The organism is Streptomyces violaceusniger Tu 4113 (genome assembly GCF_000147815.2).
Classification (GTDB): Bacteria; Actinomycetota; Actinomycetes; order Streptomycetales; family Streptomycetaceae; genus Streptomyces; species Streptomyces violaceusniger_A.
In genome coordinates, this window is sequence record NC_015957.1 from 2577222 (window position 1) to 2601223 (window position 24002).

At 71.2% G+C, this 24002-nt stretch carries 22 protein-coding genes and 3 pseudogenes; 15 read left to right on the forward strand and 10 right to left on the reverse strand.

Annotation, left to right across the window (positions count from 1 at the left end; all coding sequences use genetic code 11):
* The first annotated feature begins 12 nt into the window (after window positions 1–12).
* Window positions 13–741 carry a TetR/AcrR family transcriptional regulator gene (locus tag STRVI_RS11295; RefSeq protein WP_014055780.1) on the forward strand — a complete coding sequence of 243 codons (729 nt, stop codon included), beginning with the start codon at window positions 13–15 and terminating at the stop codon, window positions 739–741.
* 124 nt (window positions 742–865) lie between these two features.
* Here the strand turns inward: STRVI_RS11295 and STRVI_RS11300 are convergent, their stop codons facing one another.
* From STRVI_RS11300 to STRVI_RS11315, 4 genes and pseudogenes are all read right to left on the reverse strand, one after another.
* Window positions 866–1501, reverse strand: coding sequence for a fibronectin type III domain-containing protein (locus STRVI_RS11300; protein WP_014055781.1), 636 nt, complete (start codon window positions 1499–1501; stop codon window positions 866–868).
* Between the two features lie 107 nt (window positions 1502–1608).
* On the reverse strand, window positions 1609–2217 hold the full coding sequence (locus tag STRVI_RS11305; RefSeq protein ID WP_014055782.1) for a hypothetical protein: 609 nt from the start codon (window positions 2215–2217) through the stop codon (window positions 1609–1611).
* 12 nt (window positions 2218–2229) lie between these two features.
* On the reverse strand, window positions 2230–2889 hold the full coding sequence (locus STRVI_RS11310) for a cinnamyl-alcohol dehydrogenase (protein ID WP_014055783.1): 660 nt from the start codon (window positions 2887–2889) through the stop codon (window positions 2230–2232).
* Between the two features lie 183 nt (window positions 2890–3072).
* Window positions 3073–3569: pseudogene (locus tag STRVI_RS11315) on the reverse strand (N-acetyltransferase family protein).
* 244 nt (window positions 3570–3813) lie between these two features.
* Here STRVI_RS11315 and STRVI_RS11320 point away from each other — a divergent pair.
* From STRVI_RS11320 to STRVI_RS11340, 5 genes are all read left to right on the forward strand, one after another.
* On the forward strand, window positions 3814–6333 hold the full coding sequence (locus STRVI_RS11320; protein ID WP_014055785.1) for a SpoIIE family protein phosphatase: 2520 nt from the start codon (window positions 3814–3816) through the stop codon (window positions 6331–6333).
* A complete protein-coding gene (locus STRVI_RS11325) occupies window positions 6330–7613 on the forward strand; it encodes a sugar ABC transporter substrate-binding protein (protein ID WP_078505709.1) in 1284 nt (427 codons plus the stop codon). Before STRVI_RS11320 ends, STRVI_RS11325 begins: the two co-directional genes overlap by 4 nt.
* A 12-nt stretch (window positions 7614–7625) precedes the next feature.
* Entirely contained in the window at window positions 7626–8408 is a 783-nt protein-coding gene (locus STRVI_RS11330) for an ATP-binding cassette domain-containing protein (RefSeq protein ID WP_014055787.1), read from the forward strand.
* 2 nt (window positions 8409–8410) lie between these two features.
* Complete coding sequence (locus tag STRVI_RS11335; RefSeq protein WP_014055788.1) at window positions 8411–9625, forward strand: sugar ABC transporter permease; 1215 nt, start codon at window positions 8411–8413, stop codon at window positions 9623–9625.
* A gap of 124 nt (window positions 9626–9749) precedes the next feature.
* The gene (locus STRVI_RS11340; RefSeq protein ID WP_014055789.1) at window positions 9750–10028 is read left to right on the forward strand and encodes a hypothetical protein; all 279 of its coding nucleotides are present in this window, start codon (window positions 9750–9752) and stop codon (window positions 10026–10028) included.
* A gap of 76 nt (window positions 10029–10104) precedes the next feature.
* Here STRVI_RS11340 and STRVI_RS11345 read toward each other — a convergent pair whose 3' ends face one another.
* Together STRVI_RS11345 and STRVI_RS11350 are read right to left on the reverse strand one after the other, a co-directional pair.
* On the reverse strand, window positions 10105–10341 hold the full coding sequence (locus STRVI_RS11345; RefSeq protein ID WP_014055790.1) for a DUF397 domain-containing protein: 237 nt from the start codon (window positions 10339–10341) through the stop codon (window positions 10105–10107).
* Window positions 10338–11186 (reverse strand): helix-turn-helix domain-containing protein, encoded by an 849-nt coding sequence (locus STRVI_RS11350; RefSeq protein ID WP_251982585.1) that lies wholly within the window; start codon window positions 11184–11186, stop codon window positions 10338–10340. Before STRVI_RS11350 ends, STRVI_RS11345 begins: the two co-directional genes overlap by 4 nt.
* A gap of 131 nt (window positions 11187–11317) precedes the next feature.
* Between STRVI_RS11350 and STRVI_RS11355 the strand changes: the two genes are divergently transcribed.
* Entirely contained in the window at window positions 11318–11692 is a 375-nt protein-coding gene (locus STRVI_RS11355) for an ATP-binding protein (RefSeq protein WP_043235755.1), read from the forward strand.
* 171 nt (window positions 11693–11863) lie between these two features.
* Entirely contained in the window at window positions 11864–12046 is a 183-nt protein-coding gene (locus STRVI_RS11360) for a hypothetical protein (RefSeq protein ID WP_043235757.1), read from the forward strand.
* A 32-nt stretch (window positions 12047–12078) separates the two neighbouring features.
* Here STRVI_RS11360 and STRVI_RS11365 read toward each other — a convergent pair.
* Window positions 12079–12849, reverse strand: a pseudogene (locus STRVI_RS11365) (recombinase family protein); the annotation flags it as partial.
* Window positions 12850–13295: 446 nt separating this feature from the next.
* A complete protein-coding gene (locus STRVI_RS11370) occupies window positions 13296–14162 on the reverse strand; it encodes a LysR family transcriptional regulator (RefSeq protein WP_014055794.1) in 867 nt (288 codons plus the stop codon).
* Window positions 14163–14232: 70 nt separating this feature from the next.
* Between STRVI_RS11370 and STRVI_RS11375 the strand changes: the two genes are divergently transcribed.
* From STRVI_RS11375 to STRVI_RS11400, 7 genes and pseudogenes are all read left to right on the forward strand, one after another.
* Window positions 14233–14829, forward strand: coding sequence for a short chain dehydrogenase (locus tag STRVI_RS11375; protein WP_014055795.1), 597 nt, complete (start codon window positions 14233–14235; stop codon window positions 14827–14829).
* Window positions 14830–14874: 45 nt separating this feature from the next.
* Window positions 14875–14994 (forward strand): annotated as a pseudogene (locus STRVI_RS54115) (DSD1 family PLP-dependent enzyme); the annotation flags it as partial.
* A 17-nt stretch (window positions 14995–15011) separates the two neighbouring features.
* Window positions 15012–16022 (forward strand): ATP-binding protein, encoded by a 1011-nt coding sequence (locus tag STRVI_RS11380; RefSeq protein ID WP_043235759.1) that lies wholly within the window; start codon window positions 15012–15014, stop codon window positions 16020–16022.
* Window positions 16019–17272, forward strand: coding sequence for a methyltransferase domain-containing protein (locus tag STRVI_RS11385; RefSeq protein ID WP_014055796.1), 1254 nt, complete (start codon window positions 16019–16021; stop codon window positions 17270–17272). Before STRVI_RS11380 ends, STRVI_RS11385 begins: the two co-directional genes overlap by 4 nt.
* 93 nt (window positions 17273–17365) lie before the next feature.
* Window positions 17366–19795 carry a phage holin family protein gene (locus tag STRVI_RS49950; RefSeq protein ID WP_014055797.1) on the forward strand — a complete coding sequence of 810 codons (2430 nt, stop codon included), beginning with the start codon at window positions 17366–17368 and terminating at the stop codon, window positions 19793–19795.
* Between the two features lie 37 nt (window positions 19796–19832).
* Window positions 19833–21311: an amino acid permease gene (locus STRVI_RS11395; protein WP_014055798.1), complete on the forward strand. Its 1479-nt coding sequence runs from the start codon at window positions 19833–19835 to the stop codon at window positions 21309–21311.
* 65 nt (window positions 21312–21376) lie between these two features.
* Window positions 21377–22483, forward strand: coding sequence for a PP2C family protein-serine/threonine phosphatase (locus STRVI_RS11400; protein ID WP_014055799.1), 1107 nt, complete (start codon window positions 21377–21379; stop codon window positions 22481–22483).
* Between the two features lie 33 nt (window positions 22484–22516).
* Here the strand turns inward: STRVI_RS11400 and STRVI_RS11405 are convergent, their stop codons facing one another.
* A complete protein-coding gene (locus tag STRVI_RS11405; protein ID WP_014055800.1) occupies window positions 22517–23563 on the reverse strand; it encodes a bile acid:sodium symporter family protein in 1047 nt (348 codons plus the stop codon).
* Window positions 23556–23993 carry a hypothetical protein gene (locus STRVI_RS54120; protein WP_014055801.1) on the reverse strand — a complete coding sequence of 146 codons (438 nt, stop codon included), beginning with the start codon at window positions 23991–23993 and terminating at the stop codon, window positions 23556–23558. The genes STRVI_RS11405 and STRVI_RS54120 overlap by 8 nt, the downstream gene beginning before the upstream one ends.
* Between the last annotated feature and the right edge of the window lie 9 nt (window positions 23994–24002).

Here is a 24002-nt window from a genome sequence, read left to right on the forward strand (position 1 = left end):
TACGATGGCGCCATGACAGCGCATCCCACCGCCCCGCGTAGCCGCCGGGAACGTCCGGCGAAACCGGCCCTGACCAGGGAAGGCATCATCGCCACCACGGTCGGACTCATGCGTGCCGAGGGCCTGGAGCGGGTCACGATGCGCCGCCTGGCCAAGGAGTTGGACACCGGGCCGGCCTCGCTCTACGTCTACGTCCGCAATATCGCCGAGCTGCATGCGGCGGTCCTGGACGAGCTTCTCGGCGAGGTCGACCTGAGCCCGGCCGGGGCGGGCGGCGACTGGCACGACCGGCTGGTGCGGATCCTCACCTCGTACACCTCGGTACTGTTCGAGTACCCCGGCCTCGCCCAGTCCGCGCTGGTGGCCCGCCCCTTCGGGAAGCACTATCTGCGGCTGGTGGAGGCGCTGCTGACGCTGCTGGACGAGGGCGGCCTGGAGCCCGACCGGGCCGCGTGGCTGATCGACCTGCTGCTGCAGTACGGCACCGCGACCGCGGCCGAGCACGCCCACCGGGTCCCCGGCGACACCCCCCAGGACCAGGCGGACTGGCAGGCGCTCGCCGCGGTGGTGCGGGACGTCTCACCGCGGACCCATCCGCATATCGCCGCGCTCGGCCCGCGGCTGCTGTCCGGGTCCCCGCAGGACCGGCTGGCCTGGGGTTTCGATGTCCTGATCGCCGGGGCGCGGCACACCCCGCTGCCGGAGGTGCTCTCCCCGTCCCCGGCGGACATCGGGGACTGAACGGTGGCGCCGAGGGGCCTGAGACGGGGCGCTCGGGGGACTGAGGCGGCGGCGCCCAGGGCACTGAAGCGGCGGCGCCCAGCGGACTGAGGCGGCGGCGCCCAGGGGACTGGAGCGGCGACGCTCAGCCGCGCCCGGCGGGCCGCTCGCCGGTTGTGAGCCGGGCGATGTTGGACCGCTCGCCGTAGGTCACGGGCCGGACCCGGTAGGAGGCCCGCTTCTCGTTCGGCAGGGTGATCAGCCCGAAGGAGTTGATGTCCGGGTCGAGCACGGCGACCGGACGGAAGGAGCCGCCGCCCCGCGGCCGGTTCTCCAGCAGATAGTCCCGCTCGCCCTCTGCGTGGTCGGTCCAGGTGAACCGGATGCCGTTGGCGTGCATGATCTTCGCGCGCAGATCGGTCGGCGTCGCGGCGGGCCGCCGGGCGGGGCTGGTGCGGACACCGGCCCGCCGGATGGTGCGCGGCGGCGCCCAATCGTGCTCCTGGCGCTGTTCCGCCTTGGTGAACGACCCCTTCGGCAGCGTGACGTCCACCGGCCGGGACGCGGGTCCGTAGTACGGCCGCAGCCGGTAGTAGAAGTGGGTCTCCGGTATCAGATCCGGGTGCCGGTACGTGGTCTGGCCGAGCGGCGCGTAGGTGAGGATCGTCCAGGGCCCCCGGGGCTCGGTGGCGAACTCCACGATCCGTCCCGCGGCGCCCGGAGCCTTCCCGTGCCAGCTCAGCTTCGCGTCGACGGGGGAGACCCGGGTGACGATGAGCACGGTGCCGGTCCGGGGTTCCCGGGGAGCTTCCGGGGATGCGCACCCGCTGACTCCGGAAAGCCCGGCGACGGCGAGAACCGCCGCCGCCAGGGCGCGTACCGAGCCGCTCACTTGCGCCAGAACTTGACGTTGCTCCACACCACGGTGGCGGGGCCGTTGCCGCTGCCGGTGCGGTACGCCCCGAACTTGTCGTAGAAACTGCCGCCGGGGCTGTCCACGGTGTGCTTGAGCGAGCCGTTGATGTACGTACGGTGCTCCTTGCCCACCTCGTGCACCGTATTGACGCGCACCGTGGCCCCGACCGTCCCCGCGTTGGACAGGGTGTCCCCGCCGTGCACGGCGTACAGCCGCCCGCCCCGCTCGACCGCGAGCATGAAGTACGGACCGGCGTCGCCGTCGGTGTCGTTGAACGTCTGTTTCAGGCTGATCCGGGTGCCGCCCATGCTGGTGACCCGGAAGTATCCCTCGAACTGGTGGGTTCCCCCGTTGTAGGTGTCATAGCGCCGCTCGGCCCGCTGGTCCCCGCTCGCGGTGGAGCAGGTGAGGGTGAAGGTGAGGTTGTCGACCTGCCCGCACCCCCGCTCCTGCACCTTGAACCCCGGCGACTCGGACGACCAGCCGCCCGGTTCGACCTCGGCGTGCGCGGCGCCCGAAGCCGCCAGCAGCAGTCCGCAGGCGGCCGAGATTCCGGCAATGACGCGGTATTTGATGGACACCGTCCGACTCCTCTACTTGACCCAATAGCGGATGTTGCGGAACCGGGCCTCGGCCCGGCCGTTGCCGTGGTGATAGACGCCGTTCTTGAAGTGGCGGGTCGCCGGGCCCCGGTCGTCGACCGTCAGCACCGGTTTGTCGTCGGCGTAGACCTGGATCTTTCCGGTGCCCGCGTTGTGGGCCACCTTTAGGTTCCACCACTTGTTGTAGATACCGGACTTGATGACGGTGTCCGTATAGCGCCTGAGCGTTCCGCCGTTCTCGCTGGACGCCCGGAACATGATGTCGGTGGCCGGTGTGCCGCTCGGGTGCTTGACCCGCAGGATCTGCATGATGTCGGCGCCGTTCGTACCGGACGGCACATACACATCGGCGTCCCACATGTGCTGCCCCGAGGTGTACTCCTGCTGCCACCGCATTTCGGTGCGCGGATCGGTGCTGCTGCCCTCTTCGAGCGGCTCATCGGTGGAATTCACCCACATCGTGTGGGTCTTCGAGCCCGAGTCGTAGCGGTAGCGCTCACTCAGGTCGAGATTCCACGGCTTGTGCATCGAGTATGTGAACGACGTCTGCGTCCATCCGTCCGTCGGTGACGCCGCGGCTTCCTTCGCCGTGGCCGTCCCTCCGGACGCGACCCCCGCCGTCAGGATGCCCATGAGTGCGGCGACGGCCATGGCCGTCCTGGTGTGTGGGGAGCGTCTGGCGCGTCTGGTGGTGCGTAACGCGGGCATATGGGCCCACCTCCGGTCCGTTCCGTTCCCTGGATGGATCATGGTCTAGACCAAGAGTCAACGTAGGGCAAGGATCATGGCGTGTCCATATCAATGAACGGAATTCACGACTGTGGGTCGGCGGGATCAACTCCGCCGCAGCGCCTGCACCATGACCAGCTCCCTGGTCACGCCGTCGGCGAGGAGATCCCCCGGCTCCTGCGTGGCGACGAAACCGTGCCGCTCGTAGAGGGCGATCGCCGGGGCGTTGCCCGGGAGTACCGCGATACCGCGAGCCGCAGCGCCGTGGCGCCCGCCCGCAGCGCCCAGGTCCCGACCGCCGCGATCAGCCGGTCGCCCACGCCATGGCCGCGCGCCTCGGGGCTGACCCAGACGGACCTCAGCTCCGGCGGCCCGCCGTCCCCGGGCAGGCCGCCCGCCATTCCGACGGCCCGGCCGTCCAGCAGGGCGACGACGTGGTGGGCGCCCGGCGTCTCCAGCCGGGCGCGCCACCGCTCCTCCCCGCCGCGGGGCCAGTCGGCGAGCCGGGACGTGAAGGCGTGCGGCGCCTCGGCCGGCGCCGCCCGGCGGACGTCCCGCCACAGCGGCCAGTCGTCCCTCGTAACCACCCGCAGATCCACCATGCGGCCAGGTCTCCCGCATCACCGATTGCCGCCGATCGCCGTCGCGTACCGCCGATTCCGAGGGGAGATGGCCGGGTTCAGACCGCTGTGCCATGCTTTGAGGAAAGGCGCCCACCCTTTCGAGGGGGCGCGGCAGCGAAGGCCCCGCCGGTGGTCGTGACCGGTCGCCGCGCGAAGGCCGATCAAGGGCCCGGGTACGCCCACAAGACCGGCGGTCCGCGCACGGAGGCGGTGCAGGCGTGCTGTGACCGGGCATGTGCTGACGTTCACGGGGACCGCGCTGGTGGCTGTCTATGTGCTGGACGCGGAAGGTGCCGAGCTGCGGTTGGCCGAAACGGTGCGCAACGCCGGGCGGTCGTACGCGCTGCCGGCCCGCTACCCGCTCTCCGGGCGCTCGCCCGTCACCGACGCCTTCCATGACGGCCGCCCCCTGTGGCTGACCCCCACCGAACTCGCCGCCTACGGCCCCACCGGCCCCACCACCCCGGAAACCCCCACCACACCCGGCGTCTCGCTGGGGGTGCTGCCGCTCGGCGGGGACGGCAAGGGGCTGGGGTGTCTGGTGGTCGTGGACGAGGCACCCGACGGCATCGACGCCGACCGCCGGGGCTTCATCGAGCTCTACGCCCACCACGTGGCCGCCGGGATCGAGGCGGCCGGGCCGCAGGCGCTCACCCAGCCGCATCCCGACCTCCCCGGCCCCACCCTGGACCGGCTGCGGGTCGGTTCGTTCGTGCTGCACCTCGGCAGTGGGCGGATGACCGCCGACACCCAGGTGCTCGAGCTCTTCGGCATCGCGGGGGAGGACTTCGACGGACGGGTGGAGACCCTGCTGACGGTCGCCGTCCCGGACGACGTGCCCGCCCTGATGTCGGTCCTGGAGCCCGACGTGCTGACCTCCGGCACCGCGCAGCTCGAGTTCCGGATCCGCCGGCCCAACGGTGAGCTGCGCTGGCTGGGCCTGCGCGCCCGGGTCGAGACGGGCCCGGACGGCACGCCCCGGCGCATGCTCGGCGTGGTCGCGGAGACCTCGTACCTGCGGCCCCGCGCCGACGAGGTGTCCCTGGTGCAGCGGCTGTCCGCCGCCCTGGCCGGGGCCACGACCGTCCGGGACGTGGGCCGGGCCGTGGTCGGCGCGCTGCGCGATCCGCTCGGGGCGGGCCGGGTGGCGGTCGCCGAGGTCCAGGCCGATCAGTTGGTGGTCGGCGTCCTCTCGCCCGCCGAGCCCGCCGCCTGGCCAGAGGTGTGGCGGTCCGCCTGGCGGTCCGAATGGCCCGAGCCGCCGAGCCATGCCCTCCCCACGCTGGCGGAGGCGCTGCGGGAGGGCCAGGTCAGCATCTGGCCCGAAGGCTCCGCCCTCGAACCCGGACTCGCCGGTATCGGCCCCGGCGGCCTCGCCGTACTCCCGCTCCCGGCGGACGGCCGGATCGTCGGGGTGTGCCTGATCGGCTGGGAGCGGCGGCATGAGTTCGGCCCGGAGGAGCGCTCGCTGCTGACCGCCACCGCCGGTCTGGTGGGGCAGGCCCTGGTGCGCGCGCACGCCCTCGACGCCGAGCACGAGCTGGCCACCATGCTCCAGCGCAGCCTGCTGCCGCGGAAGCTGCCGGAGCTGCCCGGAGGGGTGGCCGTCACCCGCTATCTGCCCGCGACGATGGGCCTGGAGGTGGGCGGCGACTGGTACGACGTGATCCCGCTGGCCGACGGCCATGTGGCCCTGGTCATCGGGGATGTGCAGGGCCACAGCGCCGCGGCCGCCACCATCATGGGCCAGATGCGCACCGCCATCCGGGCCTACGCCGTGGAGGGCCATCCGCCCGATGTGGTCGTGGCGCACGCCAACCGCCTGCTCGTCGGCATGGAGACCGACCTCTTCGCCACCTGCTGCTACGCCGACCTCGACATGGAGGAGGGCGAGGCGTGGTTCGTCCGGGCCGGACACATCCAGCCGCTGCTGCGCCACCCGGACGGCACCACCGAGGAGCTCGATGTCGAGGGCGGCCCGCCGCTGGGCGTGGTCGCGGACGCCGAGTTCCCGATGACCGCGGCCGGGCTGTCCTCCGGCACCCTGCTCGCCCTGGTCACCGACGGCCTGGTCGAGTCCGCCCGGCTCGACTTGGACGAAGGGGTGCGCCGGGCGCGCCAGGCGCTCGCCCGCGCCGACCCGGCCGACCCCGGCGGGGTGGCGGACGAGCTGCTCGGCGGACACAGCCGCCGGGACGACGATGTGGCGCTGCTGTTGCTGCGCTACGACGGGATGCGGGTGCGGCCCACCCGGGCGAGCTGGACGGTGTGGCGGCTGCCCGACGCCGTGATGCACGCCCGCCGCTTCACCGCCCGCACCCTGCGCAACTGGGGCCTGCCGGACGAGCTGGACGTGGCGCTGCTGGTCACCTCCGAGCTGGTCACCAACGCCCTGGTGCACACCCGGGGCGAGGTGCGGCTGAATCTGACGCTGACCGCGGACCGGCTGCGGATCGCGGTCAACGACCCCTCGCCGCGCACCCCCGTCAAACCGGCGACCGTGGACTGGGAGGCGACCGGCGGGCGGGGGCTGCTGCTCATCGAGGCCATGTCGCAGACCTGGGGCTCGGTGCCGCTGAGCGGGGGCAAGCAGGTCTGGGGTGAGCTCTCCCTGTCGTCCCCGCGGGAGGAGCCCCCAAGCGGGCCGCCCCCGGAGGAGCCGCCGGAAGGACCGACCGACGCGGAAGACGAACCGTGGACGCGGGGGGCGAGGGGGAGGAGAGGGAGGAGGGCAAGGCGATGAGCCGTTCCCGTACGACCGCCTGGACGCGCTCCCGGACGACCGCTTGGCCGCACGCCTGGACGCGCTCCCGTACGACCGCCCGGACGCGCACTTCGACGCGTGCTCGGACGGACGCCCCGACGCGTGCCCGGCCGCGCTCCCGGGCGCGTAATCACCTCCGTGCGGCCGTCGCCGTCGCGGTGGGCCTGGTCCTTGCCGTGTCCCTCGCCGCCTGCGGCAAGGCGGCTCAGGTCGGCCAGACGGTCGGCGCGGCCGGGCCGCACCGCGGGCCGCTGCGGATCGGCCTGCTGCTCCCGGAGAACGAGATCGTCCGTTTCGAACGCTTCGACGCACCCCTGATCCAGAAGCGAGTCAAGGAGCTCTGCCCGCGCTGCACGGTGAGCTACGCCAGCGCCCAGCACGATCCGGCCGCCCAGCGCAACCAGATCGAAGCCATGATCACGAACGGGATCGATGTGCTCATCCTGGACGCGGTGGACACCAAGGCCATCCGCCACTCCGTGATCCAGGCCCGCCGCGCCAACGTCCCGGTCGTCGCCTACGACCGTCTCGCGGAGGGGCCCATCTCCGGCTACGTCTCCTTCGACGGCGCGCGCGTCGGCCGGCTCCAGGGCGAGGCGCTGCTGAGGGCGCTGGGCCCGAACCCCAAGAACCGCCAGATCGTCATGATGAACGGCTCGTCGACCGACCCCAACGCGGACTGGTTCGAACAGGGCGCGCGCTCCGTCCTCCAGGGCAAGGTCAAGATCGTCAAGTCCTACGAGACCGTCGGCTGGCGGCCGGAGAACGCCAACCGCAACATGTCCGCCGCCATCGCCGCCCTGGGCCCCCATGCCATCGACGGCGTCCTCGCCGCCAACGACGGCCTGGCCTCGGGTGTCATCAGCGCCCTCAAGACGGCCCGGATCCATCCGATACCCCCGGTCACCGGCCAGGACGCCGAGCTCGCGGGCGTTCAGCGGATCGTCAAGGGTGAGCAGTACATGAGCGTCTACAAGCCGTTCAGGCCCGAGGCGTACACCGCCGCGGAGATGGCCATCGCACTGGGACGCGGCAGATCGCTCAACGGGATCGCGACGCAGCGGGTCAACAACTCCACCACCCGGGGCATCCCCGCGGTGCTGCTCACTCCGGTGGCCGTGACCGTGCACAACATCAAGAGCACCGTCATCAAGGACGGTCTGTATCGCGTCGATCAGATATGCACCAAGAAGTATGCGGATGACTGCCGCAGGGCCGGGCTCATCGGCCGGAACGGCTCATCGCACGACGCGGGATGAAGGGAGGAGCGGATGGCCCAACCGTCGGCCCCGCCCCTGCTGGCGCTGCGTGGCGTCTTCAAGCGCTTCGCCGCGGTCGAGGCGCTCACGGACGTCGATCTGGAGATCCACGCCGGTGAGGTCATCGCCCTGGTGGGTGACAACGGCGCGGGGAAGTCAACCCTGGTCAAGGCGATCGCGGGGGTCGAACCGGCCGACATGGGCACCCTCGAATGGCGGGGCCGCCCCGTGCACGTCGGCCGCCCGCACGACGCCCAGCATCTGGGGATCGCCACCGTCTACCAGGACCTCTCGCTCTGCGACAACCTCGACGTCGTCGGCAATCTCTTCCTCGGCCGTGAGATCACCCGGTTCGGCATCCTGGACGAGGTGGAGATGGAGCGCCGTACCCGCGATCTGCTGGCCACCCTCGCCATCCGCATCCCCGATGTGCGCAGGCCCGTCGCCTCGCTCTCCGGAGGCCAGCGGCAGACCGTCGCCATCTCCCGGGCGCTGCTCGGCGAGCCGCGCCTGGTCATGCTGGACGAGCCCACCGCCGCCCTCGGCATCGAGCAGACCGCCCAGGTCCTCGACCTGGTGGAACGGCTCCGAGAACGCGGCCTCGGAGTGCTGCTGATCAGCCACAACCTGGGCGATGTCAAGGCCGTCGCCGACTATGTCGCGGTGCTGCGCCTGGGCCGCAACAACGGGTTCTTCGACGTCACCACCACCTCCCAGGAACAGATCGTCTCCTCCATCACCGGCGCCTCCGACAACGCGGTGACGCGGCGGGCGACGCGGGAAGGGGAGTTGTGAGCGTGCCCGGCGGGATCGGCGGACCCAGCGCGCACGGTGCCGAACGCTTCGCCGACGCTTTCGGGCGCAAACTGGGCGGTGGAGCGCTCGGCTCCGTCCCGGTCGTGCTCGGACTGCTCGCGATCTGGCTGATCTTCCAGATCCTCAATCCTCACTTCCTCTCCCCGCGCAACCTCTCCAACCTCAGCGTGGACATCGTCGGCACCGGCATGATCGCGGTCGGTGTGATCTTCGTTCTGCTGATCGGCGAGATCGATCTGTCGGTGGGCTCGGTGAGCGGCCTGGCCTCCGCCCTGTTCGCCGTGTTGAGCGTCAACTACGGCATGCCCGAGCCACCCGCCATCGTCCTGGCAGTGCTCTGCGGTACGGCGGTCGGCTTCGTCCACGGCTTCTTCACCGCCGTGGTCGGCGTCCCCGCGTTCGTGGTCACCCTCGCCGGACTGCTGGGGTGGTACGGGCTGATGCTCGCCATCATGGGCGCCTACGGCACCATCAACCTCGACGATCAGGGCCTGGTCGCCAAGCTGACCAACTTCTACTTCTCCGATGTCGCCGCCGCCTACGCCCTGGCGGCGGTCGGCACGGCCGGGTACTTCCTGACCGCCTGGCGGGACGTCACCCGCCGCCGCGCCGTCGGCGTGCCCTTCCGCGCCCCGGCCGAGATCGCCCTGCGCACGGGGGTGCTCGCGGTGATCGCCTTCGCCGCCGCGTACGTGCTCAACAAGTTCCAGGGCCTGCCCCTCGCCCTCCTGATCTTCCTGGTCGTCCTCGTCATCCTCGACTACGTCCTGCGCCGCACGGCCTACGGGCGGATGATCTTCGCCCTGGGCGGCGGGGTCGAGGCGGCCCGTCGCGCCGGGGTCAATGTGGTCTGGGTGCGGACCTCGGCGTTCATGATGTCGAGCACGATGGCCGCCATCGGCGGCCTGTTCCTGGCCTCCCGGATCAACTCGGTCAGCCAGACATCGGTCTCCACCGACCTGCTGATGAACGCCATCGCCGCGGCCGTCATCGGCGGCACCAGCCTCTTCGGCGGCCGCGGCAGCACCTGGTCCGCCCTGCTGGGCGTCCTGGTCATCCAGTCGATCGCCTCGGGCGTGGCACTCATGGACATCCAGACCGCCGTGCAATTCATGATCACCGGCGGGGTGCTGCTGCTCGCCGTCGTCGTCGACTCCCTGTCCCGCCGCGCACAACGGGCACACGGCCGGGCCTGATGTTCCGGCGCGACCATTCGCACTAAGCGGTCGTGTCGTTCCTGCCGCTGATCGCGGCCGTTGGGCAGGCTGCGGGGCAACATTGGCCGACCGAATTATCGAGCTTTTCGAGAAGGTGGCTCTGGTGAAGAAGCTCATTCGCGTACTGGTGCTGGGTACTTCCGTTTCCTGCGCCCTGGTCTTCGGAGGCGTCAACGCGGCACAGGCCCAGCAGTGGCCCGGCCTTCCCGACGCGTTCTTCCGCGGCCTCACCACGCTGGGGCCGGACCAGGACAATCAGTGCGACTCCAGATTGTCGGTGGGATCCCCCGTGGACAGCGTGGGCGCTGGAGTCAGCGCCAGTGCGGCCCAGCCCGGCTCGACCGGCGGTTCGGGATCCGACTGCCGGAACACCCGCGGCTAGCGGACCGTGTCCGTGACCGACACGGGAGGGACCGGCCCCGGCCGGTCCCTCTGCCGACGACTCTTCTTGGCTCTTCTCAAGCCCTCGCGAACGTCAGGAAGTCGGCCCAGGCGGTAGCGGGTATGCGGAGGCGGGGACCGCCGGGGTTCTTGGAGTCCCGTATGTGGACGGTGGTGGAGGTGGTGGCGACCTCGACGCACTGGCCGCCGGTGTTGTCGCTGTAGCTCGACTTGTGCCAGTCGTAGGCGACCTCGACGCACTCGCCGCCCGTGTTGTCGCTGTAGCTGCTCTTGAACCACACGAGTCTGCTCATAACTCACCCATCAACTTCTCGATGAAGCGTACGGATTCCTCCGGCCTGAGGGCCTGAGACCTGATCATGGCATAGCGGCGGGCCAGAACACCGACCTCTTCCGGCTTGGACAACAGGATGCTTTGGCCATGGCCCTCAAGGTAGGCCACGGGCGTTTCCTCGGGTGTCTCGATCAACGTCATCGGGCCGGGAAGCCCGGCGTGCCCAGCTTGGCTCATGGGCATGACCTGGACGACGACATTCGGGCGGGCGGTGCACTCGGTGAGGTGTGCGTACTGGGCGCGCATGACCTCCGGCCCGCCGATGTGGCGCCGTAGCGCGGCCTCTTCGAGGATGACATTGACCACGGCTGCCGGTTTGCGGTCAAAGAGTGCTTTGCGGTCCATTCGCGCGGCGACGAGCTTCGTGACCTCCTCTCTGTCGAGCGGCGGGAATGCGTAGTCGAACAGCGCCGTGGTGTACTCCTCAGTCTGTAGCAGGCCGTGAATCAGATGCGTGCAGTACGACGACAGACTGAGCGCTTCCTGCTCCAACTGGGCGAGCCCCTGAAAGTGGGCCGGATACCGCTCAAGCCGCAAGTACTTGATCGCGGAACGAAGTAACCCGCCCGCGTCCAGTGCCTTCTCGGCCGCGTCGATGAACTCGTCCGTCGGCGGCTTGGCGCATGTCTCCACGGCGCTCACCGCCGACCCCGTGTAGTTCATGAGCGCGCCGAGCTCGTCCTGGGTCAGCCCCGACCGCTCGCGCAGAAGCCGCAGGACAGCGGCGAAGTACTGCACGGTCGGCGGAGCGGAGTCCTTCTTCTTCGACTGGGCCACGCAGGCCACCCCCTCAACATCGGTCAACGCCAATCAACCTGCGTTCGACCAGAGTTGTCGGTCGTCGCAGTCGACGCTCTGTTACTGGTGAAGGTAGCCGCCTGCACTGACAGTGGGAGCATGAACGCGGAAAGTCACGATGTAAACCCGCTCCATGGCTGGATGCAGAGGTTTACACCCGTCCCCCCTCCGTCCCCCACGCCCGCCGCGCTGCCGATGCCGCCCTCCGCGCCTGGGGCCTGGACCGGGGCTCGGCCGCCCTCGTCCTGCTCGTCGTCTCCGAGCTGGCGACCAACGCGGTCTGCCATGGACGCGTACGGGGGCGGTACTTCGAGGTGCGTATCGCATATGACGCAGAAAAATTGGTCGGGGTCGAGGTGTCCGACCCGCGCGAGGGCTGCCCCGCCCTGGCGGACCCGACCCCGGACGACGAGTCCGGACGCGGTCTGGCGATCGTGGACACGCTCGCCGACGCATGGGGCGTCCGTGAACGCATCGTAGGCAAAACCGTCTGGGCCCGAATCCGCCTCTAGCGGTACCCGCCCCGGCGCGCGCCGCCGTCTTACTCGGAGAACGCGTAGGTCCGGACGGGATCGAGGTGCAGTTCGTGGGGCCCGAAGCAGTCGGCCGCGAGGGTCGCGACCGGAGCACCGCAGGGGCAGGCCCGGTTGAGCCCCTCGTCGCCTGTCGGTCCGCAGCACCCGTTGCTGTTCGTCTTCCTCTGTTCCAAGTGCGGCACCGCGATCACGCCGGAGCTGGCCGAGCTTGCCGCCATCCCTGACGTCTCCGACGACGACCGCGACCGGGACCGGGACCGGAAGACACGCCGGGCACCTTCCACCGTTCCGCGGGGCCGCTACGCGATCGATCCCGAGCCCTGGGGGTAGTTCTCGCCGAAAAAACAACGCTAAGCTGTTGATCATGGTCCGGCCGTAGCCCCGAGGGTGCTGACTCGGTTCGCATACTCGCGGCGGGCCTTGCACTGTGCCGGGACTGCGGGGACGCCCTGGGCGCCGTCGAGCGGCTGGCAGCGGGCGAGGAGCTGGTGGTGCACCGCGAGGACGGCGGTCACGCGCAGGGTGTAGCCCTGGCCGCGCCGTACGGTCGCCCCCTGGTCGAGCGCGGCCTGCTGAGCGGGCTCCAACTCGGTGGTGCGGAGGAAGTCGGCGACCTTGCCCGGCATGTCGAGGGTGACCGGCAACTCCGGGGCCGGGACGGGTTCGGCGGCGGCGACGTGCTCGGGCAGGAGGTCGGCGACGGCGGTACGGATGGCGCCGCGGCTGACGCTGTACTCGCGGCCCAGTGCGGCGATGGACTGGCCCTCCAGGTAGGCGGCCCGTACGTCGGTGACCGTGTCGCGCGCGAGGACGGGGCGGCGTCCGCCCTTGTTGCCCTTGGCCGCGGCGGCCCGCAGCCCGTCGTACGTCAGCTCGCGTTGGAGATCGCGCTGGAGTTCGCCGGCGGCGGCGAGAGTCTGCACCATGAACTTCACGGTGACCAGCAGCTCGCCGGTGCGCGGGTGGCGGGCGGTGAGGTCCATGCCGGAGAACGCGCCGTCGTGGATGCGCAGCGCGAGCCGGTCGCGGTGCAGGACGTCGAGCACGTCGAGGATGTGCCCGGTGCCGCGCACCAGGCGGAACATCTCGGAGATGTGCACGGTGTCACCCGGCCGTGCATAGGTGAGCAGGTCGCCGAACTTCGGATGCTCAAGCGGGTGTAGGCGGCTGGAAGTGCCAGACTCCTCCTCGAAGACGACCGGTCCTCGATCCCGGCCTCGTCCAGGACGAGGTTCTGCCGGTCAGTCGACTGCTGGTCGGTCGACACCCGCTTGTAGACGAGATTGGCCACGCTGTTCCCCGCTCCTGTCGGCGCATCGGACCTCGGGTGTCATCTAACCCTGTCGTCAATCGCCATCGGATCTCATTGGATCGGAGCCGTCGTCAGGCCCCGGAATCATTGGGTTCATTGGACGCACGCCGCCTCTGTCGTCATTCGATCGTTTCCCGACATCATGGCCATTGCCTGTGCTTTTGCTGGAAGATCGGCCTGTGACGGGCGGCACTCGGGAAAGGGGCCTTGACGTCCGATTTTTCGTGAGACTGCTGCCGGGACGAGAGACGCGACGGACGCTGTTCGTTACAGCTCGGGTTCGGCAGCGCCGATCATGCGTCGTACATGCTTGAGGAAGGTGCGGGTGGCGGGATGCGTAGGGGTGCGCGGCCAGACCAGGCGCACCGTCACGGGGGCGGAGTCCGCGAGGGGCAGGTAGCGGACATCGGGATGCGGGTGGCTGTGCTCGGTGGCCTCCGTGGTGACGCCGACCGCTTCTCCGGTGGCGATCGTGGTGAGCCACTCGTCGACGTTGGCCACCTCGAACGTGGCGGGCTGCTGCCCGCGGGGCCAGAGGTTGGCCGTGCTGGCGGCGGTGGCGCAGAGTACGACCGACCGGTCGGCGAGGTCGGCCAGACGCACGACGGAGCGGCCGGCCAGCGGGTCGCTGTCCGACACGGCGGCCAGACGGCGCTCCCGGTAGAGTTCCTCGGTCATCAGCTCGGCGTCGGCAGTGGGCGGAGTGCGCAGGAAGACGGCGTCGATCTCGCCCCGGCGGAGCGCCGCTTCGGGATCGTTCCGGCGGTGTACCCGTACCGGGATGTCGGGGTGCTGTTCACGCCAGGCCCGCAGCAACGGCACGGTACGGTCGCCGAGGGCCGCCCAGGCGAAGCCGATCCGCAGCGGCCGCAGCCCCGCCTGGGCCTCCGACAGCGCATCGTCCAGCTGATTGAGGATCAGGTGAGCGCGCTCATACAGCAGGCGACCGGCGTCGGTCAGGGAGAGCTGGCGGGTGGTGCGCTCCACCAGGCGCGTGCCGAGCCGGCTCTCCAGTTGCTCCAGGGTCCGGGACAGCGCGGGCTGGCTGATGTGCAGAGCGGCAGCGGCACCGGTGATGGTGCCCTCGTCCCCGATCGCGGCCAGTGCTCGCAGATGCCGCAGCTCGACATTCATAACCGCCAAGCATAAGCGCTTCGCAAACGGCATTTCCCTGCCCCGGTGGGCCGGGCCTAGCGTCGCTGACATGAAGATTCTGCTCATCGGTGCCACCGGCACGCTCGGCACGGCCGTGCACAAGGAGCTGTCCGCCCGAGGCCATGAGATCCTGGCTGTCGGGCGCACCGGCGGCGACCTGCGGTACGACGTCACTGACCCCGCCCAGACCGCCGCGATGTACGAGTGCGCCGGCCGTGTGGACGCGGTGGTCAGCACCGCCGGCGACGTGCCGTTCAAGCCGGTCACGGAGATGACCCCCGAGGACTATCTGGCAGCCTTCCAGGGCAAGGCGCTCAGCCAGATCGACCTGGTCCGGCAGGGCGTGACCCGCATCGCCGAGCGGGGCTCCTTCACTCTGATCACGGGCGTACTGGCACGCGAGCCGATCCCCACGGGCACCGCCGCCTCCATGGCCAACGGCGCGGTGGAGGCGTTCGTGTGCGCCGCCGCCATCGAGATCGCCCCGCAGCGCATCAACGCGGTCAGCCCCACCGTCTTCACCGAGAGCCTCTCCTACTACGGGAACTACTTCCCCGGCATGGGTTCGGTTGATCTCGCCGACGTCGCCCAGGTCTACGTCCGCTCCGTCGAGGGCGCCCAGACCGGCCAGGTCTACGCGCTGTAGAGGCGAGTTGTCGCAGACCAGGTGCTCGCCGACGATGCGGCGGGCACCGCGGTCGCGGCAGCGGAGCGGCTACGCGCCGCCGGGCTACCCGTCGGTACGGTCAGCGTCGGCTCCACACCGACCGCGCACGCGGCCGAGGACCTCACCGGTGTCACCGAAGTGCGCGGGCCAACGGTGCGGCCGTGCACGTCAAGGGGGGCTTCAGTGGCAGCCCTGTCTGGGACAACGAACTGGGTGCCGCCGTCGGGATGATGGTGGCGGCGCAGCCGGTGCGTGAGGCCCAGCAGGCGTTCGTCCTGCGGACGAGAACTCTTCTGAAGGAAGTGCCCGAACTCGCCCCGTACGTGAGTCCGGCCACGCCTTTTCGGGGCCTGTCCACCTTTCAGGAGGATGACGCGGATGTCTTCTTCGGCCGGGACGACGACATCGAGCGAGTGGTCACCGCGCTGAGGGGCGACCAGCTCACCATCACGGTGTACGGGCCGTCGGGCTGCGGCAAGTCGTCGCTCGCACTGGCCGGTGTGGTGCCGAGGATGCGGCGGGACGGCTACCAAATTCTGCAGTTGAACGCCACACGTTTCGCTTCTCTGCGGTCCGCGCTCGCCACCGAACTGTTCGAGATCTCCAGGTCGGAGCCGCACGGGCCACCGCGTGCGCAAAACGCCGACCAAGTGGAGGCGTGGCTCGCCAACTTGGGGCTGGCGGACACCGTACACCGTGCCCTGGGTTCATCGGCCGACCGGCTCCTCGTCGTACTCGATCAGGCCGAAGCGCTTCTGGAAGGTTCCGAAGCCGTTGCCGAGGAGCTCGCCGGTCTGCTGTTCTCCGAGCTGCCGCGGGACGGGTTACGGGTGTTGATCACGCTGCGGGCCGACTTCATGGACGCGGCGCTGAACCACGCGCGCTTCGGCTCCGCGCTGAACAGGGGGGTGACGGTCCCGCTCACACCGATGTCCCGGGATCAGCTCGCTGAAGTGATCAGTGAACCGGTCAAGCGCATCCCGGCCGTGGAGTACGACCCGGGCCTCGAGCGGCGCATCCTCGATGACGCGGGCGGCGAACCGGGCATCATCCGGGGCCGGGACGACGGCGGAAACGGTGACAAGTTGCCCGGACAGCCCTACCCTGGTCCGCTTCCGCCGCCGACTCCTGACGGTGGGCCCGGGGTGCCGAACCCGCCCAAGGTCGCATGACGTTCGAGGGCATCGCCCGGTCCGGCCGGGCCGCGTTGGGGCGGGTGCTTCTCGACGCGGGGGTGATGGGGCAGGACTGGGCGCCGACCTTCGCCGCCGTCGACCGGGCCGCGTTTCTGCCGGAGTTGATGTGGCCGTTCGACACGCGGACACAGGGGGCCGTCGCCATCGACAAGGCCGAGGACCCGGATGCCTGGTACGCCGCCGCCGACAGCGATGCGCCCATCGTGACGCAGTGGAACGACGGCGAGCACACCGGCCCCGCGCCGGGGCGGGCGTCCACCAGTTCATCGTCCATGCCTTCTGTCGTCTACGCCCTGCTGCGGGACCTGGCCGTGGACGAGGGCATGGCCGTGCTCGACGTGGGCACCGGCACGGGCGAGACCGCCGGGGCGCTGGCGCATCGCTGTGGCGGCCGTAAGGTCACCACGGTCGAGGTGGACCCCGCCGTGTCGCGGCACGCACGTCAGCGGCTGGCCGCGGCGGGGTTGCGGCCGGAGGTCGTGCTCGGCGACGGCGGTAAGGGCTGTGCGGGCGGCGCGCCGTATGACCGGGTCCTGGCCACCGTCGGCCTTCGGGAGATCCCGGGGGCATGGATCGAGCAGACGCGGCCCGGGGGCGTGATCGTCGCCCCCTGGGGCACGCACTACACCCATGCGGACGCGGTGGCCCGGCTGGTGGTGCGTGGGGACGGGACGGCGTCGGGGCGATTCACCGGCCCCGTCGAGTTCATGAAGCTGCGCGGCCAGCGGCTGTCGCTGCCGCCGCACCATGCCTACGTCCCGGCCGAGGGAGAGGGTGGCGCCGACACCTCGACCACCGGCATTCCCGAGGGAGAGTTCGTCACCCCGCGGTACGCCGCCCTTCCCTTCGCGCTGGGGCTCCGGGTACGGCATTGCGTGCAGGTGGTGGCCGCCCCGCACGATGGCGCGCGACCCATGTGGCTCTACGGGCTGACCGACCGTTCCTGGGCGTGTGTCGTGTTCCGTGAGGGGGAGGCGGAAGCGCGCGTGTGGCAGGCGGGGGAGCGGCGGTTGTGGGATGAGGCCGAGGCCGCGTACGGGTGGTGGGTCGGCCATGGCAGGCCGGATCACACCCGCTTCGGCCTCACGGTCGGCCCGGGCCCCGCCGGTCAGCGGGTGTGGCTGGACGATCCGGCCGATTCCTGGTCCCCGCAGAGCGGGGTGTGCGGCGACGCGCTCCTGGCCAACTCATGGGCTGCCGTAAGTGGAATCGATCCGTCCTGGTAACCCGCCGTCCGCCGGGTCGCGGGGGCGCTGTGCCACGCTTGAAGCCGGTTCGCGCGCATGGTGCGGGCCGGTGACGTGAAGTGAGGCCGCGGCGTGCAGAAGCCCCGATGGAAGACGGTGGGGGGAACCCTGCTGCGGGTGACGGCGGTGTGGGCGGTGGCCACGCTCACGATGCTGGCGCTCGCCGGGATCCTGCCCGACTTTCGCCTGAAGTCGGATGGCGGTGACAGCGCGACGCGGATCGCGATCACGGCGGCCATCGGCGCCGGAGTCTTCGGTGTGCTCAGCGCGCTGGTGTGGCCGCTGCTCGTACGGGCGTTGCTGCTGATGCCCGCGCTGGTGCTGGGGCTGCTGGTGTTCGTGCTCAACGGCTCGATGCTGCTGATCGCGATCAGCCTGATCCCGGACGGGCGCGGTGCCGTCGAGCCGGAGACCGCCGTCGTGGTCGCGGCCGTGATGTCCGCCGCGTCGTCGGCGACGAGCACCTTCCTGGCCGTGCGGGACGACGGCGCGTACCGGCGGCGGCTGGCCCGGCTGGCCGGGCGGCGCAGGCGGCGGCTCGGTGAGGACGGCGGGAGCGAAGAGCCCCCGGGGACGGTGTTCCTGCAACTCGACGGGGTGGGGCACGCGGTGCTGCGGGGGGCGCTGCGGGAGCGCGACAACCGGCCCCCGGTGATGCCCACCGTCGCGCGCCTGATCCGGAGCACCCACAAGGTCACGCCCTGGCGCACCGACTGGTCCAGCCAGACCGGCGCCAGCCAACTCGGCATCCTGCACGGCTCCAACGAGGATGTGCCCGCCTTCCGCTGGTACGAGAAGAAGAGCGGGGAGGTGATGGTGAGCAACCGGCCGACCAGCGCGGCGGTGCTCCAGCGCCGCGCGGCCGCCCGGGCCGGACACGACGGGCTCCTCACGGTGGACGGGGCGAGCCGGGGCAACCTCTTCACCGGCGGCGCCGATCAGCTTGCCCTGGTCCTCTCGGTCGCGGCGCGGCGCGGTCCGCACAACCGCTCCCGCTCCGGATACTTCGCGTACTTCGCCGACCCCGCCAACGCGACCCGCACCGCCGTGTCGTTCCTCGCCGAGGTCGTCCGGGAGATCTGCCAGTCCACGCGCGCCAAGCTGCGCCGCGAGACGCCCCGGGTCAAGCGGGGCGGGCTGTATCCGTTCATCCGCGCGTTCGCCACCGTCGTGGAGCGGGACGTGGTGGTGACGGCGGTGATGGGGGACATCCTCTCGGGCCGTACCGCGATCTACGCCGATCTGGTGGCGTACGACGAGGTGGCCCACCACTCGGGGCCGCGCAGCCGGGACGCCCGGCAGGTGCTCGCCCGGCTCGACCGCTCCATCGCGCTGATCGCCAAGGTCGCCGACCGCGCCCCGCGCGACTACCGGATCGTGCTGCTGTCCGACCACGGGCAGAGCCCCGGCGAGACCTTCGCGGGCGCGTACGGGCTGACGCTGGAGGACCTGGTGCGGGTCGGCTGCGGTCTGCCCGTGTCGCGGCGGGCCGGGCGGACCCCGAGCGGGGCGGAGGCGCGCGAGGCGGGGCGGGCGGCGCTGCACCGGCCGGAGAAGCCCGAGGTGGACGGGGACGGGCGGTGCGCCGGACGGGATGCCTGGGGCGGACGGGGCGGTCAGGGCGGCGGGCGCGGCCCGGCCGACGCCGCCGGGGTCGCCCACAAAGCTGACACAGCCGACCCGGCCGGTGTCGCGGGCGGCGCCGCCCCCGCGTCCGATCCGATCGTGCTCGCGTCCGGAAATCTGGGCCTGGTCTCCTTCCCCGATGTGCCGGGGCGGATGAGCCGCGAGCAGATCGACGCCCGCCATCCCGCGCTGCTGCGCACGCTCGCCGACCACCCCGGGGTGGGCTTCCTGCTCGTACGGTCCGAGGCGCATGGCGCGGTGGTGCTGGGCGCCGAGGGCGCCGAGCACCGTCTGGACACCGGGGAGGTCTTCGGGGCGAGCCCGCTCACGGTCTTCGGTCCCGGCGCCGAGGCAGCCGTACGGCGCACCGCGCACTTCCGGAACACCCCCGACATCATGGTCAACTCCGCCTACGACCCGGCGCGTGGCACGGTGCACGCCTTCGAGGAGCAGATCGGCTCGCACGGCGGGCTCGGCGGGGAGCAGGGCCATCCCTTTCTGCTGTGGCCGGCCGAGCTGACCCCGCCGGTGGCCGCGGGGGAGGAGCTGGTCGGGGCGGAGCGGGTGCACCGGGTGCTGCGGCGCTGGCTGGAGGAGGCGGACGGGCCTCAGGTGCCGGAGGAGGAGACAGCGGCCACGGGGGAGAGGTATGCGCCGACGATGGCGGTGGCGCTGACGGGAGCGGGCCCGGCGGCAGAGGCCCCGGCGGCGGAGGCCCCGGCCGCGCAGGGGCCGACGGAGGTGGAGGTACCGGCCGAAACGGGGCTGCCGAGGGCGTCCGACGTGGCGCGCACGGTGCAGGATTCCCGGTGGGACGGCGCTCCCGCCGCACCATTTACCGTGGTCAGCCCGGGTCTGCCGAACAAAACCCGGTGATTTGGATGCACCCTACACGTTCTGTGACCATGGTCATATGCACGACCAGCCCCACTCCCGCCGCTTCGGCCTGCCCACGGCGACCGCGCTCGTCATGGGAAACATCATCGGCGGCGGCATCTTTCTGCTGCCCGCCTCCGTCGCCCCGTTCGGCACCCTCAGCCTCCTTTCCTTCGTCGTCCTGACGGTGGGCGCCATCGCGCTCGCGCTGGTCTTCGGGCGGCTCGCGGAGCGCGACCCCCGCACCGGCGGGCCGTATGTGCACGCCCGCGCGGCCTTCGGCGACTTCGCCGGCTTTCTGTCGGCCTGGTCGTACTGGACGATGACCTGGGTGAGCAACGCGGCGCTCGCGGTGGCGGCGGTCGGCTATGTGCATGTGCTCGTCCCCGGCCATGACTCGAAGGGCGCGAACCTGGCCGTGGCGCTGCTGGCGCTCTGGCTCCCCGCGCTCGCCAACCTCGCGGGCACGCGCTGGGTGGGCGCGGTGCAACTCGTCTCCACCGTGCTGAAGTTCATCCCGCTGCTCTTCGTCGCCATCGTCGGCCTCTTCTTCTTCGACCCGCACAATCTCGGCTCGTTCAACGAGAGCGGCGGCAGCGCGCTCGGCGGCGTATCGGCGGCTGCCGCGATCCTGCTCTACAGCTACGTGGGCGTGGAGTCGGCCTCGATGAGCGCGGGCGAGGTCCGGGACCCGGAGCGCAATGTGGGGCGGGCGAGCGTGCTGGGCACGGTCGGCGCGGCCGTGGTCTATCTGCTCGGCACGGTGTCGGTCTTCGGCACCGTCGCCCACAAGGACCTGGTCGGCTCCACCGCCCCCTTCTCGGACGCGGTCGACGCGATGTTCGGCGGGGGCTGGGGCCCTACGCTGATCGCGCTCGCCGCCGTGGTGTCCATCGTCGGCGCGCTCAACGGCTGGACCCTGATGAGCGCGCAGGCCCCGTACGCGGCCGCACGGGACGGGCTCTTCCCGGCCGCGTTCGCCACCAGGCGGCGCGGGGTGCCGACCTTCGGCGTCATCGTCGGCGTGCTCCTGGCGTCCCTGCTCACCGTGGTCAACTACACCTCGGGTTCGAGCGGGCTCTTCGAGATCCTCGTGCTGATCACCACCTTCTCGGCGACGGTCCCCTATCTGCTGGCGGCGGGCGCGCAGCTCTACTTCCTGCTGTCCGGGCGCCGCGAGCAGGTGCGGACCGGGCGCTTCGTCCGGGACCTGGTGCTCGCGCTCGCGGGCTTCGGCTTCTCGTTCTGGCTGGTCGCGGGCGCCGGGTATGCGGCGGTGTACCAGGGCGTGCTGTTCCTGTTCGCCGGGGTGCTGGTGTACGTGTGGATGGCGGCGCGGCGCACCAGCCGGGCGGAGGACGCGGAGGCCACGGAGGGCGCGGACCCGGCGGAGGGCGCGGAGCCGACAGAGGGCGCCGACGCCACCGAGGCCGTCGACGTCGCGGCGGCGAGTCCGGCGGCCGGTTCGGCGGTCGCGGCGGGGAGCCCGGCGGTCGCGGCCGACAGCGTCGCCTGAGCGTACCCGCGATCGTCTCGCGGCCCGGATCGGCGTTACGTGCGTATCGGGTGTAAGCAAGAGATATGCGCGTTTCGCCGGACCTCATCCGTATCGGTGGGGAAACGCGGTCGAGCCGGGCGCTGTTCGCCCTCCCGCTCGTGATCATCCTGGCGGTCACGGTGACCGACTTGTACACGCCGGCCTCCGTCCACCTCGGCCCCTTTCTGATCGCGGCCCCCGCGATCACCGCCTCCTTCGCGGGCGCGGGCGGAACCGCCGCCATCGGAGCCCTCGCCGTGGCGGCACAGGTCCTCATCGGTGTGTTGCACGGCGGTCTGATGACCGCCAACCACCAGGCGCAGATCATCGCCCTGATCGTGATCTCGGGGCTGGTGACGAGCTTCCGCTATGTCACCGACCGGCACCGGCGCAAGCTGAGCCAGGTGCGTACGGTGGCCGTGGCGGCGCAGGAGGTGCTGTTGCGGCCGCTGCCCGAACGGATCGGGGAGCTGAGGATCGCCTCCCTCTATCTCGCGGCCGACGAGGAGGCGCAGATCGGCGGTGATCTGTACGCGGCCGTCCGCACCGAGGGGGCGACCCGGCTGGTCATCGGGGACGTACGGGGAAAAGGGATGGCCGCGATCGGCGACGCCGCCGTGCTGATCGGGGCCTTCCGGGGGTCCGCGTACCGCAACCTCTCGCTGCCTGGCATCGTCGCCCATTTGGACAACGCCATGTGCTGGCACTGGCACCACAGCGCCGGTGGTGAGCGGAATGTCCTGGAGTCCTTTGTGACCGCCGTGGTGCTGGACGTCTACGACGACGGCCCGGTGGCCGGGATGGTGAACTGCGGACACCCTCCACCACTGCTGCTGCACAAGGGCGAGGTCGCGACGCTGGACGTGCGCGACCCCGCGGTGCCACTGGGCCTGGAGGTGCTGGCGAAGCGGGACTACCCGGTCGAGATGTTCCGCTTCGAGTACGGCGATGTTCTGGTGCTGTACACCGACGGGGTCGTCGAGGCCCGGGACGGCAGCGGCGCCTTCTATCCGCTCCCGGAGCGGCTCGCGGCCTGGAAGGGCGGCAGCCCCCAGGCGCTGGTGGACTATCTCCACGCCGATCTGCTCCGGCATACCGGAGGGGTCGTCAACGACGACGCGGCCATCGTGGTGATCGTCCGCTGCGCCTGAGCCACCGCCCCCGTCCTCGCTCACGTCCTCCCCCTACTTCGTCGCCTCGGTGACCTGCACCTGCCCGCCGGAAGCGGGCTCGGCCTCCGGCACCCGGCGGGACCAGCGCCCCGCGATGACCGCGCACACCATCAGTTGCAGTTGATGGAAGAGCATCAGCGGAAGGATCACCGGCCCGGCCGCGTCGCCGAACAGCACCGCCGCCATCGACAGCCCGGTGGCCAGGGATTTGTTGGAGCCGCAGAAGACGATGGTGACGCGGTCCTCCCGGCTGAAGCCCAGCCGCCGCGCGGTGAACGACGTCGCGCTGAGGGCCAGCCCCAGCAGCGCAGCGGCCAGCCCCAGCAGCGCGCACAGCCGGGCAAAGGTGATCTGGTTCCAGATGCCCTCCGTCATGCCCCGGCTGAACGCCGTATAGACCACGAGCAGGATCGAGCCCCGGTCCAGGAGGGCGAGCACCTTCTTGTGGCGGCCGATGAAGCGGGCGGTCCAGCGGCGCAGCGCCTGCCCGGCGAGGAAGGGGAGCAGCAACTGGGTGGCGATGGCCAGCAGCCCCTCGGCCGAGAAGCGCACGTCCGAGCCGATCAGCCACGCCGCGAGCAGCGGGGTGGCGATCATGCCGAGCAGGCTGGAGTACGTACCCGCGCAGATGGCGGCCGGGACATTGCCCCGCGCGGTGGAGGTGAGGGCGACCGAGGACTGGACGGTCGAGGGCACGACACACAGGAAGAGCAGTCCGGTGGAGAGCCGGTCGGTGAGGAGGAACGGGGCGAGGCCGCCTGCGGCCAGCCCCAGCAGCGGGAAGAGCGCGAAGGTGCTCGCGCCCACCACCAGGTGCAGCCTCCACTGCCGCAGGCCGTTCAGCGCCTCGCGGGTGGACAGCCGCGAACCGTAGAGGAAGAAGAGCAGCCCGATCGCGAGGTCCGCGGCCTCGCCGACGGCCGTGGCCGCCGCCCCGCTCGCGGGCAGCAGCGCCGCCAGCGCGACCGTCCCGAGGAGGGCGGCGACATAGGGGTCGACCGCCCTCCCGAGCCGGCCCGGCCACGACAGCGGCCAGGACTTCCACGTCACATCAATCACCGCTCCCGGCCTGCCACGGCGGGGGGCCGATCTGCGGCAGCACCGGATCCGTACCGGTGGGGCCGCCGGTCACGACGTCGATGGCGCCGCCGCCTCCGTCGTGGTCGCTGCCCGCCGTGCCACGGCTCAGCAGCAGGGTATTGAGGGTGCGGTCGACCTCCAGCCAGGAGTCCGCCGAGGAGTTGTCGATGACCACAAGGCCGTTATGCGGCCCGGTGACCACCGTGGGGGTGTCGTCCGGCTCGCAGTCCTCCCGCGGGGTGCTGTCCACGGGCGCGGGCGTCGCCTTGGCGGAGACCGCGGCGCCCGCGCACAGGACGCCCGCGGTGGCCGCGAGGATGAGCCCGGCCGTGGACGGACGGGACGAGCCGGTGTCTTTTCCGGGCTTACGGCGCCGGCCGGGGCCGGGCCCGAGGAATGTCGAGGGCATACCGCGCGG